11 protein-coding genes and 5 pseudogenes are annotated in these 12,860 nt (G+C 68.5%); 12 read left to right on the plus strand and 4 right to left on the minus strand.

Annotation, left to right across the window (positions count from 1 at the left end; all coding sequences use genetic code 11):
* Positions 1-102 precede the first annotated feature (102 nt).
* The 3 genes and pseudogenes from QQK48_RS19160 to QQK48_RS21255 all read right to left on the minus strand — a co-directional run.
* Positions 103-273: pseudogene (locus tag QQK48_RS19160) on the minus strand (ABC transporter permease); the annotation flags it as partial.
* A gap of 89 nt (positions 274-362) precedes the next feature.
* Complete coding sequence (locus QQK48_RS04890) at positions 363-524, minus strand: hypothetical protein (RefSeq protein WP_284327674.1); 162 nt, start codon at positions 522-524, stop codon at positions 363-365.
* Between the two features lie 58 nt (positions 525-582).
* Positions 583-2,250, minus strand: a pseudogene (locus QQK48_RS21255) (peptide ABC transporter substrate-binding protein).
* Between the two features lie 269 nt (positions 2,251-2,519).
* Here QQK48_RS21255 and QQK48_RS04900 point away from each other — a divergent pair.
* A complete protein-coding gene (locus tag QQK48_RS04900; protein ID WP_284327675.1) occupies positions 2,520-3,110 on the plus strand; it encodes a hypothetical protein in 591 nt (196 codons plus the stop codon).
* Positions 3,020-3,988 (plus strand): DNA recombination protein RmuC, encoded by a 969-nt coding sequence (locus QQK48_RS04905; protein ID WP_431308291.1) that lies wholly within the window; start codon positions 3,020-3,022, stop codon positions 3,986-3,988. The genes QQK48_RS04900 and QQK48_RS04905 overlap by 91 nt, the downstream gene beginning before the upstream one ends.
* A gap of 230 nt (positions 3,989-4,218) precedes the next feature.
* Here the strand turns inward: QQK48_RS04905 and QQK48_RS04910 are convergent.
* Positions 4,219-5,201, minus strand: a pseudogene (locus tag QQK48_RS04910) (4-hydroxy-3-methylbut-2-enyl diphosphate reductase).
* Positions 5,202-5,223: 22 nt separating this feature from the next.
* Here QQK48_RS04910 and xseA point away from each other — a divergent pair.
* From xseA to QQK48_RS04955, 10 genes and pseudogenes are all read left to right on the plus strand, one after another.
* Positions 5,224-6,714, plus strand: coding sequence for an exodeoxyribonuclease VII large subunit (gene xseA / locus QQK48_RS21260; RefSeq protein ID WP_431308292.1), 1,491 nt, complete (start codon positions 5,224-5,226; stop codon positions 6,712-6,714).
* Between the two features lie 377 nt (positions 6,715-7,091).
* Positions 7,092-7,325 (plus strand): hypothetical protein, encoded by a 234-nt coding sequence (locus tag QQK48_RS04925; RefSeq protein ID WP_348523462.1) that lies wholly within the window; start codon positions 7,092-7,094, stop codon positions 7,323-7,325.
* The gene (locus QQK48_RS19180) at positions 7,322-7,495 is read left to right on the plus strand and encodes a PfkB family carbohydrate kinase (RefSeq protein ID WP_348523463.1); all 174 of its coding nucleotides are present in this window, start codon (positions 7,322-7,324) and stop codon (positions 7,493-7,495) included. The genes QQK48_RS04925 and QQK48_RS19180 overlap by 4 nt, the downstream gene beginning before the upstream one ends.
* 4 nt (positions 7,496-7,499) lie before the next feature.
* A complete protein-coding gene (locus QQK48_RS04930) occupies positions 7,500-8,255 on the plus strand; it encodes a PfkB family carbohydrate kinase (protein WP_348523464.1) in 756 nt (251 codons plus the stop codon).
* A 103-nt stretch (positions 8,256-8,358) separates the two neighbouring features.
* Positions 8,359-9,763, plus strand: a pseudogene (locus QQK48_RS04935) (class II fumarate hydratase).
* 239 nt (positions 9,764-10,002) lie between these two features.
* Positions 10,003-10,668, plus strand: a pseudogene (locus QQK48_RS19185) (NAD(P)/FAD-dependent oxidoreductase); the annotation flags it as partial.
* Positions 10,669-10,795: 127 nt separating this feature from the next.
* A complete protein-coding gene (locus tag QQK48_RS19190) occupies positions 10,796-11,101 on the plus strand; it encodes a hypothetical protein (protein WP_348523756.1) in 306 nt (101 codons plus the stop codon).
* A gap of 258 nt (positions 11,102-11,359) precedes the next feature.
* Positions 11,360-11,569 carry a hypothetical protein gene (locus QQK48_RS04945; RefSeq protein WP_284327677.1) on the plus strand — a complete coding sequence of 70 codons (210 nt, stop codon included), beginning with the start codon at positions 11,360-11,362 and terminating at the stop codon, positions 11,567-11,569.
* A 515-nt stretch (positions 11,570-12,084) separates the two neighbouring features.
* On the plus strand, positions 12,085-12,261 hold the full coding sequence (locus QQK48_RS04950) for a hypothetical protein (RefSeq protein ID WP_284327678.1): 177 nt from the start codon (positions 12,085-12,087) through the stop codon (positions 12,259-12,261).
* A complete protein-coding gene (locus QQK48_RS04955) occupies positions 12,251-12,820 on the plus strand; it encodes a siderophore-interacting protein (RefSeq protein ID WP_284327679.1) in 570 nt (189 codons plus the stop codon). Before QQK48_RS04950 ends, QQK48_RS04955 begins: the two co-directional genes overlap by 11 nt.
* Positions 12,821-12,860 lie beyond the last annotated feature (40 nt).

Genomic DNA, 12,860 nt, shown 5'->3' on the forward strand with positions numbered 1-12,860 from the left:
AAAGACCTCGTTCACGGACTGGCCGGAGAAGGTCACGCCCAGGTTTCCGGTGAGGAAGTCCTTGATGTACAGGAAGTACTGCACGATGAACGGCTGATCAAGGTTGTACTGCTCGCGCAGAGCATCAACCACCGCCGGGTTCGGCGTGCGATCGCCGAACATCGCCAGGATGGGATCTCCAGGCATGGAGAACACCATGAAGTAGATGATGAACGTCGTTCCGAAGAACACGGGGATGGCCTGGAGGAGGCGTTTGACCACGTACAGGGTCATGGTTCACTCCTCGGGCTCGAGTCGGTGAATGCATAGGGTGCCGATTCTAGTGTGAACACGCACGCGGGTAACGCGTGCTGTCAGCGAGATTACCCGCACGTGAGGCCACGACGCGCCTTCGTGGCACTGTCGGAGGGCTCGAGCGGGTCGGCCAGCGCCGGGGTGCGGCGGCCTGAATGCCCTGGTCTGGGCGGGGTAAGGGCCGATGCGGTCTGGTCACCGTGGCATCGGCCCGACGTGAGTGAAGACATGCGGACGGGCCCGTCGCGCCTGGGGCGAGGCGGGCCCGTCCGTGTCGATCTCTAGGGCTTACTCAGCCTTGGTGATCTCGTAGAACAGCGGGACCGAGTGCCAGTCGAACACGACGTTCGAGACGGACTCGGAGTAACCACCGGTCACGTTGGAGTACCACAGCGGGATGGCGGGCAGGTCCTGGAAGAGGACCTCCTGCGACGCCTGGAACTTCTCGATCGCGGTCGCGGAATCGGTGGCGGTCTTACCCTCGTCGATCAGGGTGTCGAACTCCTCCGAGGAGTAGTCGCTGTCGTTCGAGCCAGCGCCCGTGTAGTACAGCGGGCCGAGGAAGTTCTCGAGCGACGGGTAGTCCGCCTGCCAGCCGGTACGGAACGAAGCCTCGATGGTGCGGTTGGTGACCTCTTCACGGATCTCGGCGAAGGTCGCGTAGGGCAGGCCCGTCGCGTCGATGCCAAGGGTGTTCTTGATCGAGTTGGCAACCGCGTCGACCCAGGCCTGGTGGCCGCCGTCGCTGTTGTAAGCAATCTCGAACGAGCCCTCCCAGGGGGAGATCTCCTCGGCCTGGGCCCAGAGCCTCAACGGCGCCCTCGGGGTCGTACTCGAGAACCTCGGAGCCCGGGATGGAGTCCGACCAGCCGTCGATGACGGGCGAGGTGAAGTCCGAGGCGGGGGTACGGGTGCCGTCGAAGATCACGTCCGTGATCTCTTCGCGGTTGATGGCCTTCGAGAGGGCCTGACGACGCAGGATGCCTGCCTCGCCCTGGAAACGCTCGTCGTTCGAGGGGATGGTGAACGACTGGAAGATGGCCGCGGGCTGGTTCACAGCGCGGTCGCCCAGGTCAGCCTCGTAGGTGGCGAAGGCCGAGTCCGGGATGCCGTCGATGACGTCGACGTTGCCGGCGAGCAGGTCGGCGTACGCCGCGTCCTGGGTCGCGTAGAACGTGATCAGGAGACCACCGTTCTGGGCGACGCGCTCACCCGCGTACGAGTCGTTGACCGAGAGCCTTGATCTGGACGTCGTGCTGCCAGTCGTCGGCCGAGGCCAGCGTGTAGGTGCCGTTACCGACGGGAGCCTTGCCGAAGGCCTCGGGGTCCTCGAAGAAGGAGTCGGGCAGCGGGTAGTAGGCCGAGTAGCCGAGCGCGAGGGGGAACTCCGAGTTGGGAGCCGTCAGCGTCACCGTGAAGGTCAGGTCGTCAACGACCTTGAGGCCTTCCATCTCGGGGTTCGAGGCGCCCTCGTCGGTGTTGTAGCCGTCGAAGCCCTCGATGGGCTCGAGGAAGTAGGAGTTGAGCGCGGTCGCGGCGTTGGCCGGGTCGGCGCCCCAGTTCCAGGCATCCACGAAGTTGTGCGCGAGGACAGGCGTGCCGTCGGTGAACGTCCAGCCTTCCTTCAGGCTTGATCGTGAACGTCTGGTTGTCTTCGGTCTCGATCGACTCGGCGACCTCGTTGTGCGCAGCGCCGTCACCGTCGTAGTAGACCAGGCCGGCGAACAGAGCGTCGATGATCTTGCCGCCACCGGTCTCGTTGGTGGCGACGGGGATCAGGGGGTTCTGCGGCTCCGAGCCGTTGGTGCTGATGACCGCAGCCGAGCCGCCCTCGGTCGCGCCGTCGCTGGCGCTGGGCGAGGTCTCTGCCGGGTCCTCCGACGAGCATCCGGCGAGCACGAGCGACGCGCTGAGCGCAGCCGCCACACCACCCAAGATGACCTTGTTCTTCTTCACTATTCCTCCTTGCGCCCCGCTGGAATGGCGGGACTGGATCCGTCGCTCCGGGTCTCGGAACGACGCACAGGCACCCCACGGACGTCCCCGTGAGGTTGAGCCAGAATAAGCAGGCGCGAATTGCGAGTGTGTTTCGTGTGGTCAGTTCGGGGCCGTTTTGTTCCCGAATCGTGACGTTTCGGGCCCTCACTGTGACCGATCTCACAAACACGCCGTCTCGCCATGTGAGACACGTATCGATGTCAGAGGTCCGTGGCAGGCTCGGCGTCATGATTGAGATCCTCCTCGCTGCCGTGTCGCTCATCGCAGGCGCCGCGGCCGGTTACGCCGTCGCGTCTCGTCGCTCCTCGACCGCAGTTCGCGAGGCCGCACACGCCACGGCACAGGCCGCGGCCGCCACCGAGTCGCTGCGTCAGCAGCGCGTCGATTGCGCGTCTCACATGTTGGACATCGCGGATTTGCGCGACGCGCTCGCACGTGCTCAAGCCGATGTCGCGGCGACCTCCGCGAGGCATGAATCCCTGCGCGAACAGTGGGCCCTCGACACCCGTGCCGCCTCTCAGCGCGAGGAGCAACTGATCGGTGCCCACGAGCAGCGCCTCCTTGAGGTTGCAGCCCAGCACGAGCGCTACATCGCTCAGGTCAAGGCGGACCACGAGACCCTGAGGCGCGAGTTCGAGGCGCTTTCAGCAAAGGCACTGCGGGGGTCGCAGGAGGCCCTGCTGCAGGCTCGCGCAGGAGCGGCTTGGCAAGGAGCGCGTTGCGGCCGATGCGGAACTGGCCAAGCGCGAGGAGGCCGTGCGACAGATGGTCGAGCCCGTCGCAAAGGCGCTCGCCGAGGTGCAGCGCCAGACCAGTGAGGCGGACCGTTCGCGGGCAGCGGGCCAGGCGCAGGCTCACCGAACAGGTACGCCAAATGCTTGAGGCGTCGGCTCAACTCGATAAGCGCACCTCGGACTTCATCAACACCCTGCGGCGCTCGGACGTGCGGGGTAACTGGGGCGAGGTCCAGTTGCGTCGCGTCGTGGAACTCGCGGGCATGCTGCCCCATGTCGACTTCACCGAGCAGGACTCCGTGCGAGACGCGGACGGCAACGTGTTGCGCCCGGACATGACGGTGCATCTTGCCGGCGGGCGCACGGTCGTGGTCGATTCGAAGGTGGCGCTCGCCGCACTGCTGGAGGCCTTCGAGACGGACGACGAGGCGGTCAGGGCAGAGCGCCTTGCCGCGCACGCTCGGCACGTCAAGAAGCACGTGGACGATCTGGCGGGCAAGCGGTACTGGGACCAGTTCGACGCCGCACCGGAGTTTGTCGTCATGTTCGTGCCGTCCGAGGCGTTCTATCAGGCGGCCCTCGAGCAGGACGCGAACCTCCAGGAGTACGCGTACGGCAAGAGGGTGTTCATCGCCTCCCCCACCACGCTCGTGGCGATGCTGCGCACCGTCGCCCACGCCTGGCGCGAGGACGCTCTCGCCAAGAACGCTCAGCAGGTGCTGGTCGCAGGCAAGGAACTGCACTCCCGGCTCAGCGTGCTGGGCGAACACCTCGCCAAGGTGGGCCGATCGCTCGAGGGCGCGACCAAGGCGTACAACGCGACCGTGGCGTCACTCGAGTCTCGGGTGCTGGTCAGCGCGCGCCGGTTCGGACAGATGCAGCAGATCGAGGCCGAGCTCGAGTCGCCGGCCCAGGTCTCTGCCGAGCCGCGGATGATCGCGGCCCCCGAACTCACCGACTGACGTCTGGTCTCCGGCGTGCGGGTGTGCGCTGGTGGATGGTGAAGGCGGGTTCAGGCGCCCGGGTGCATCCTGGTGGACGGTGGAGTTCTGGGTCGCCCGGCGAGTGGACACCACCCTGAGCGACCACTGGGAATCACCCAGGTGCGCACGGCCACCCTGAGCGACCACCAGCGCGCGCGGCGCGGACCAGACACACTCGCAGGCACCCACTGTTCCAGCGCAGCCCAGATCTAGGACGCGGCGGCCTTCGCCTTCATGTCCGCGCGGATCTCTCGCGGGAGCGAGAACATCAGGTCCTCGGTCGCGGTGGTGACCTCCTCGACGGAGCCAAAACCCAGGCCCGCAAGGCGGTCGAGCAGGTCCCGCACCAGAATCTCCGGCACCGAGGCGCCCGAACTCACACCGACGGTGGTGACGCCGTCGAGCCAAGACTCGTCCAGCCTCGGCGGCACGGTCGATGCGGTAGGAGGCACGCGCCCCCGCCTGCAACGCGACCTCCACCAGGCGCACCGAGTTCGACGAGTTCGCCGAGCCCACGATGATCACGAGGTCACATTCGGGAGCGAGCCTTCTTGACCGCCACCTGACGGTTCTGCGTCGCGTAGCAAATGTCGTCGCTGGGCGGGTTCTGCAGATTCGGGAAGCGCTCGCGCAGCCGGCGCACCGTCTCCATCGTCTCGTCGACGGACAGTGTGGTCTGGGACAGCCACACCACGTTGTCGGGGTCCGGCACCTCGATGGTGTCGGCCTCCTCGGGCGAGTTCACGATGATGGTGTGCTCTGGCGCCTCACCCGCGGTGCCCTCAACCTCCTCGTGGCCCTCGTGACCGATGAGAAGGATGGTCTGCTCCGACTTCGCGAAGCGCACCGCTTCCTTGTGAACCTTCGTCACCAGGGGGCACGTCGCGTCGATGGTGAGGAGGTTCCGCTCGGCGGCACCCTCCCGCACCGCGGGCGACACACCGTGCGCCGAGAAAACCACGCGCGCCCCCTCGGGCACCTCGTCGGTCTCGTTCACGAAGATCGCACCACGCTCCGACAGCGTCTCGACCACATACTTGTTGTGGACGATCTCCTTGCGGACATAGATGGGCGCACCGTGCAGTTCGAGCGCCTTCTCGACGGCAATGACAGCGCGATCGACTCCGGCGCAGTAGCCGCGAGGCGCGGCGAGCAGGACTCGAGTGGCGGTGGTGTCAGGCATATGGTCCATCCTACGTGGCAGGCTGAGGGGCGTGACCGACGCCCCCTTCGACAACGACCGAGGATCCGTGACGCTCCCGGCGACGGCCGCGGAGACCTCTCCGGAGCGCCCCTGGCCGGTGCGCCACCTCTCCCCCAAGATCCGCGACTTCATCGCACGGCTGCCGGAGGTGTGGGTCGAGGGGCAGGTCCTCAACGTGAAGCGCTGGAAGCACATGGTGTTCCTCACGCTGCGCGACACGGACGAGCAGATGTCGCTCAAGGTCACCGTGCCGGCCAGCGAGGTGGACGCACTCGGCGGAAACCTCGCCGATGGCTCCCGGGTGGTCATCCACGCCAAGCCCACCTGGTGGACGAAGAACGGCGACCTTCAGATGGTGGGCGACGCGATGCGCGCCGTCGGCCTCGGCGACCTCCTGGCACGCATCGAGGCACTCAAGGAGGCGCTTGCGCGTGAGGGCCTCTTCGACGCCGACCGCAAGCGCGATCTGCCGCTGGTGCCGACCCTCGTCGGGTTGGTGTGCGCCAACCAAGGCGATGCGGAGCACGATGTCGTCGAGAACGCCCAGCGCCGCTGGCCCGCCGTGAGGTTCGAAATTCGGCGCGTGACGGTCCAGGGCGCCCGCTGTGTCCCCGAGACCACCGCCGCGTTGCGCGAGCTCGACGCACATCCCGAGGTCGACGTCATCGTGGTCGCTCGCGGCGGCGGTTCCTTCGAGGACTTGCTGCCGTTCTCTGACGAGGAACTCATCCGCGTCGCCGCTGCCACCACCACGCCCCTGGTGAGTGCCATCGGCCACGAGAAGGACTCGCCGCTCCTTGACCTGGTCGCCGACTATCGAGCCTCAACCCCCACCGACGCAGGCAAGCGCATCGTGCCTGATGCCGCCGTGGAACGCGACACGGTCGCCGCCCTGAGAGCCGATGCCGCGCGCGCCGCCACCGCGCTCGTCACCCGCGAGCGCACAGGCCTGGCGCAATTCCTCTCCCGCCCGGTCATCGCGCACCCGGAGCGCATGCTCGACCCCTTTGTCGAGCATCTCGGCCGCGTCCACGATGCCTCGGGCCGCGCCCTGGTGGCCATCTTGACCGCCGCAGACGCCGCCGCGCGCGAGCCTGTCCTCGCGCCTCACCGCGCTTTCGCCCCAGGGCACGCTCGACCGCGGCTACGCGGTGGTGCGCACTGGCGAGGGCGCCGTCATCCGGGACGCAGCGACGCTTGCGGCTGGCGATGCGCTGCACCTGCGCTTTGCCGCGGGCACGGCCGATGCCGCGGTGACCCGCACCCACGCCTAGCGAGGTCGCGCGTCGGGCTCGGCGCCGGGCCGGGTCAGCGCGCGATGCCGACGCGGCCGAGCAGTCCCGCGGCGCCGCTCTTGCTCGACAGCCGCTCGCGCGCGGCGCCCGAGTACTCCTTGTGGAACTGGCGCCCCAGGCTGGCGATCAGCGCGTCGGGCACCTGCGGGTTGGCGATGAGCGCCAGCACCACCTCGACCACCTTGTCGCCCGCGAGGTCCTGGTAGACCTGCTCGGGCATCTCGGGCCGTCGGTTCTTCGCGACGCCTGCGCGAACGGTGGGCGACTCGTCCCGCGCAAGCGAGCAGGGTGGTCAGTGGCGTCGAGGGGCGCTCGGCGACGGCGGCGCGGACCATCGCCTCCTCGGACTTGGCGTAGGTGACGAGGTCGCGGTCGGACAGGTCCGCGTCAAGGTCCTTGAGGCTGGCCAGCGCGGTCTGCCGGGAGTAGTTCTCGCTGAACATGGCATTCACTCCATTGTGATGTCGATGGTGCACGTGCACTCTATGGGAGGGACGGCACCCGGGACTATGACGCGGTATTTTGACCGACATGGCCGGACACGACCCTGACATCGCCTCGTTGACCTACGAAGAGGCGCGCGATGAGGCTCGTCGCGATCGTCGCGAAGCCTGGAGGCTGGCGCCGCGACCCTCGAGGAATCGCTGGAGCCTGTGGGAGCGCGGCGAGGCCCTCGCCGCCCGCTGCCAGGAGCCTCCTCGACGGCGCTCGCGACCGCATCACCGCGACGCGTGGCAGTAACGACGAGGTGGCCGACGGCCTCGCCGACGCCGGCGTCATCGGCATCATTCCCGCTGACCAGGGGGACAACGCATGAGCGACCACGCGCTCGTCATCGGAGAGGCGCTCATCGACGCGGTGCGGCGCGCCGACGGCTCGCTGACCGAGCACCCCGGCGGGTCGCCTGCCAACGTGGCGCTCGGGCTGTCGCGCCTGGGCCGCGACGCCGAGCCTGCTCACCTGGATTGGCGACGATGCCCACGGTGAGGCGGTGCTGGCACACCTGTCCGGTTCGGGCGTGCGCCTCGCGGCCGGCTCAGATGCCGCGCCCGCCACCTCGGTGGCGACGGCGACGCTCGACGCCACGGGTGCCGCCACCTATGAGTTCGATCTCACCTGGGATATCGCCGAGTCGGCGACTCCCCGCCCCACCCCGGTGGTGGTGCACACCGGTTCCATCGCTGCTGTCCTCGACCCTGGCGCCGACGCGGTCCTTGCGCTCGTCCACTCCGCGCGTGACCACGCCACGGTGACGTACGACCCGAACGCGCGCCCCACTCTGATGGGCGACCCCGCGACGGCGCTGGCGCGGATCGACAACGTGGTAGCCGCGTCGGACGTGGTCAAGGTTTCCGACGAGGACCTGGCGTGGCTGGCACAGGCCACCGACGGCGACGGTGAGGACCTCGCCAAGCGGTGGACCACCGCCGGCCCTGCGCTCGTTGTCGTCACTCGCGGTGGCGAGGGCGCCACGGCGATGCTGCACGACGGCCGCGAGGTGGGCATCGTCGCGCCGAAGGTCAGCGTGGTGGACACCGTGGGCGCAGGCGACTCGTTCATGGCGGGCCTCATCGACGGCCTGTGGTCCGCCCGGCTCCTGGGTGCCTCGCAGCGTGACGCGCTCCGCGCGATCGATGACGCCACGCTCAGCGGCATCCTCACCCGCTGCGCGCGTATTGGCGCCATCACCGTCTCCCGCGCGGGAGCCAACCCGCCCACGGCCGCGGAGCCTCGACACCCTCCCTAACCCGTCACATGGATCCATGTGGTTCTTCTAGCGCCTTAGACGATCCAAATGGATCCATTTGACGGGTAGGGAGATGCGGTGGGGCACTGACACAATGTGCGCCATGAGCAACGACGCACTCCCCGGCTTCCGCATCGAGCACGACACCATGGGCGAGGTCCGCGTTCCCGCGGACGCCCTGTACCGCGCGCAGACCCAGCGCGCCGTCGAGAACTTCCCCATCTCCGGCATCCGCCTGGAGCGCCGCCACATCGAGGCGCTCGCACGAGTCAAGAAGGCGGCGGCCCGCGCGAACGCGGAGCCTCGGCGTGCTGGATCAGGATGTGGCCGACGCGATCGTCGCCGCCGCGGACGACGTCGCCTCTGGCGCCCATGACGCCCACTTCCCCGTCGACGTCTTTCAGACCGGCTCGGGCACCACTCAACATGAACACCAACGAGGTCATCGCGACGCTCGCGACGCGCACCCTTGGCCGCGACGTCCACCCGAACGACCACGTCAACTGCTCCCAGTCGTCCAACGATGTGTTCCCCACCTCCGTGCACGTCGCCGCCACGAGTCGCCTCGTCAACGACCTGCTCCCCCAGGCTCGACCGTCTGGCGCGGTCGCTCGAGGCAAAGGCCACCGAGTTCGCCGAGGTCTACAAGTCCGGCCGCACCCACCTGATGGACGCAACCCCCGTCACGCTCGGCCAGGAGTTCGGCGGCTACGCGGCCGCGATCCGCTACGGCATCGAGCGCCTGAACGCCGCCCTGCCTCGCGTCGCCGAGGTGCCCCTCGGCGGCACCGCGGTCGGTACCGGCATCAACACGCCCGATGGCTTCCCGCAGCGGGTCATCGCCCTGCTCGCCGAGGACACCGGCCTTCCCATCACCGAGGCGCGCGACCACTTCGAGGCCCAGTCCGCCCGTGATGCCCTCGTCGAGGTCTCCGGCGCGCTCAAGACCATCGCCGTGTCCCTCACCAAAATCTGCAACGACCTGCGCTGGATGGGCTCGGGCCCCAACACGGGCCTGGGCGAGATCGCCCTCCCCGACCTCCAGCCGGGCTCGTCGATCATGCCCGGCAAGGTCAACCCCGTCATCCCCGAGGCGACCCTCATGGTCTGCGCGCGCGTCATCGGCAATGACGCGACCGTGGCCGTCGCAGGAGCCTCGGGCTCATTCGAGCTCAACGTCCAGATCCCCGTCATGGCGCTGGGCGTGCTCGAGTCGATGCGCCTGCTGGGCAACGCGTCCGAGGTCCTCGCCGAGCGCACCATCGACGGCATCACCGCCAACGTCGAGCGCGCGCGCCGGCTCGCCGAGGCGTCGCCGTCGATCGTCACCCCGCTGAACCGCGTCATTGGCTACGAGAACGCCGCCAAGATCGCCAAGCACTCCGTCAAGGCGGGCCTCACCGTCCGCGAGGCGACCATCGACCTGGGCTTCGTGGAGCGCGGCGAGATCACCCTCGAGCAGCCTTGACGCCCTCCTCGACGTCACCACCATGGTGGGCAAGCGCTAAATCCCGCGCGGCCGATGCGGTGGCCGAGCCCCGTACGAGGGCTGGTCACGGCATCGGCCGATTGCCGTTCACCCTGGGTGAAGGCAGGGTGACGCGGGCCGCGTCACTCACTAGGCTGGGGTCACGGCCGCGACCCGTCCCACCGCCTGGCCCGCGCACTGGCGCGTCCCCTATTTCCCGACCCCACGCACGGAACAGGGTGTGGCCGCGCGTGGTTGCACCCTCATGGAGGTGCATTCATGACCGCGACCCGAGTCCTCATTCTTGGCGGCGGCTACGTGGGCCTGTACACGGCCCTGACGCTGCGCAAGAAGGCAGGCAACCACGTCGACATCACGCTCGTCGACCGCCGCCCGTATATGACGTATCAGCCGTTCCTGCCCGAGGCGGCGGCCGGTTCCATCGAGCCGCGTCACGTGGTGGTGCCGCTGCGCCGCGAACTCAAGGGCGTGCGCATCGTGCAGGGCAAGGTCACGGAGATCTCGCACGCCGAGCGGCGCGCCCGCGTGGAGACCGATTTTGGCGACACGCAGGACCTCGAGTACGACGAGGTGGTCATCGCGCTGGGCGCCATCCCGCGCACGCTCCCGATTCCGGGTCTCAAGGAGATCGGCGTGGGCTTCAAGTGGGTGGAGGAGGCCATCGGCCTGCGCAACACCATCCTTGGCCGCATCGCTCGCGCCGCCTCCACGAGCGACCCGCACCTGCGCCGTCGCCTGCTGACCTTCGTGTTCGTGGGTGGAGGCTTCGCCGGTATCGAGGCGTTCGCCGAGACCGAGGACATGGCGCGCGCTGCGCTGCGCCACTATCCCGAACTTCAGCCCGCCGATCTCCGGTTCGTGATGGTCGAGGCTGCCACCCGCATCCTTCCCGAGATGGGAGAGGAGATGGGCGGCTACACCCTTGAGGTGTTGCGCAAGCGCGGCATGGAGATCTACCTGGCCACCCGCCTCGAGTCCTGCGAGGAGGGCCGCATCAAGGCTCTCCGATGGCCAGGAGTTCGATGCCGACACCGTGGTGTGGACGGCGGGCGTGAAGCCCAACCCGGTGATCGCCGAGTCCGATCTGCCCACGGGCCCCCGCGGACACGTCAACACCCTGCCCACCCTGCAGGTGGCAACCGAGGACGGCGAGGTGGTCGACGGTGTCTGGGCCGCAGGCGACAACGCGCAGATTCCCGACCTCGCGAAGGGCGAGGGCGCCTGGTGTGCCCCGTCCGCGCAGCACGCCGTCCGCCAGGCACGGCTGCTGGGCGCGAACATGGCCGCCAGCTCGCGGGCCGTCCCGTCAGAGAGTACAAGCACGCGCACCTGGGCACGGTCGCGTCGCTCGGCCTGAACAAGGGCGTCGCTCAGATCATGGGAGTGAAGGCTGCGCGGCTGGCCCGCGTGGTTCATGCACCGGACCTATCACATGGCTCAGATCCCGTCCTTCAACCGCAAGGCACGGGTGGTGGTCGACTGGACCACAGCGCTGTTCTTCCGTCGCGACCTGGTGTCGATGGGCAGGCTCCACGAGCCGCGCCGCGCCTTCAAGGAAGCGGCAGACAGTAGGCCGTCGGCTCTGGTGAGCCTCGGTCACGACTGATGGCGGGTCGTGACCGAGGCTCGCTCGAGCGGACGGGGCTGCGGACGATGCCGTCAGGCGGCGGTAGCGGCGAGCAGCAGATGCTCGGTGACGCAGGCGGCGTACGCCTCGGTGGCGAGCCTCGTCGAGAGCCTCGGCCGTCAGCGTGGTGGAGGCGAGCCGCACCACGGAAACACCCAGCACGGAGTCGAAGCGGACCTGTGCCTCCGCGCCACGTGAGCGCGGACCAACGGTGCGAAGGGCCGTCACCGTGGCCTGCGCGGCCAACTCCGAGACGAACCAGCGCGCCTCGCCCTGGGCGAGCACCGCGCCGCGGCCCTCGGCTCCGTCGAAGTGAATCTCGTCGACACACGGCTGGTGACCGCCGTGGGCGGGCCAGTTCGCGACCACGTGGCGGAAGGCATGAGTGCACATCGACGCCTCGGGGAAGTCGCCGACGATGACCGTGGTGCCACCGTCGGTGTCCAGCGACACCGTGAGCCTGGGGGACGGCAGCGGCGAGGGCTGAGACCTGGACGAGGGTCGACACCGGGATGGTCATGCGGTTCTCCTAGTCACTGGCGGGCCTCGCGCACGAGGCAATGCGGCAACGGTAGCCGCGCTTCGTCAATTATGCAATGCTCATGTTTCGTAAACGCGAACGCCCCCGAAGCACGGAAGCGGATGGCGCGCCGCAGGGCGCGTGACGACCGCCATCCACCGCACCGGGGCATCGGCCCTCCCGAGGAGCAACCATGAAGCCGTCCTGGCACCGTCCGGTCAACCGCCTGTACCGCATCCGCAACCACCCGGCCACGGTGACCCGCGTCGAGGACCTCACCGTGCGGTACCGCCGCATCTGGTTCCATGCCCCGGGCGCCGTCGCCGAGGCTCGAGGTGTTCCCGACGCTGTGGTTTCGGTTGTGGGCTGAGCACCTGACGGACGGCGTACCGGTGCAGCGCGGCTACACGTTCGTGGATCTCGACGTCGCGGCCGGGACGTTCGCGGCAGACTTCGTGCTGCACGAGCCTCACGGCGCCGCCAGCGCATGGGCCGCGGCCGTGACCCCCGGCACCGAGGTGGAGATCGCGCTCACGCCAGCGCGGCCCAAGGTCCCCGAGGGAACCGAACGGCTCGTCCTCGCCGGAGACATCACGGCGCTTCCCGCCATCAACTCGTGGGTGGAACAGGCGCCCGACGACATGCCCATCGAGGTCTTCGTCGCCGACGACGGGCACGATCACGCGGGCCTTCCTCTGTCCACGCGCGACGGCGTCTCGGTCACCTGGACGGCTGCCGACGAGGGCGGCCACGCGCTGGCGGCGACCATCGCCGATGGCGGCGTCAGGCCCGGCGCCGTCTACGCCTGGGGCGCCGGCGAGAAGGACCTCGTGAAGGCGTTGCGCGGCGCCTTCACCGACGGGCTCGGACTCACCAAGAAAGAACAGTTCAGTCAGTTCTACTGGTTCCGGGGCCGCAGTTCCGACTGAGTCCGCCCAGTCCGGTGCGGTTGATTTTGTCTCCTTCAAG

Source organism: Demequina litorisediminis (genome assembly GCF_030161615.1).
Classification (GTDB): Bacteria; Actinomycetota; Actinomycetes; order Actinomycetales; family Demequinaceae; genus Demequina; species Demequina litorisediminis.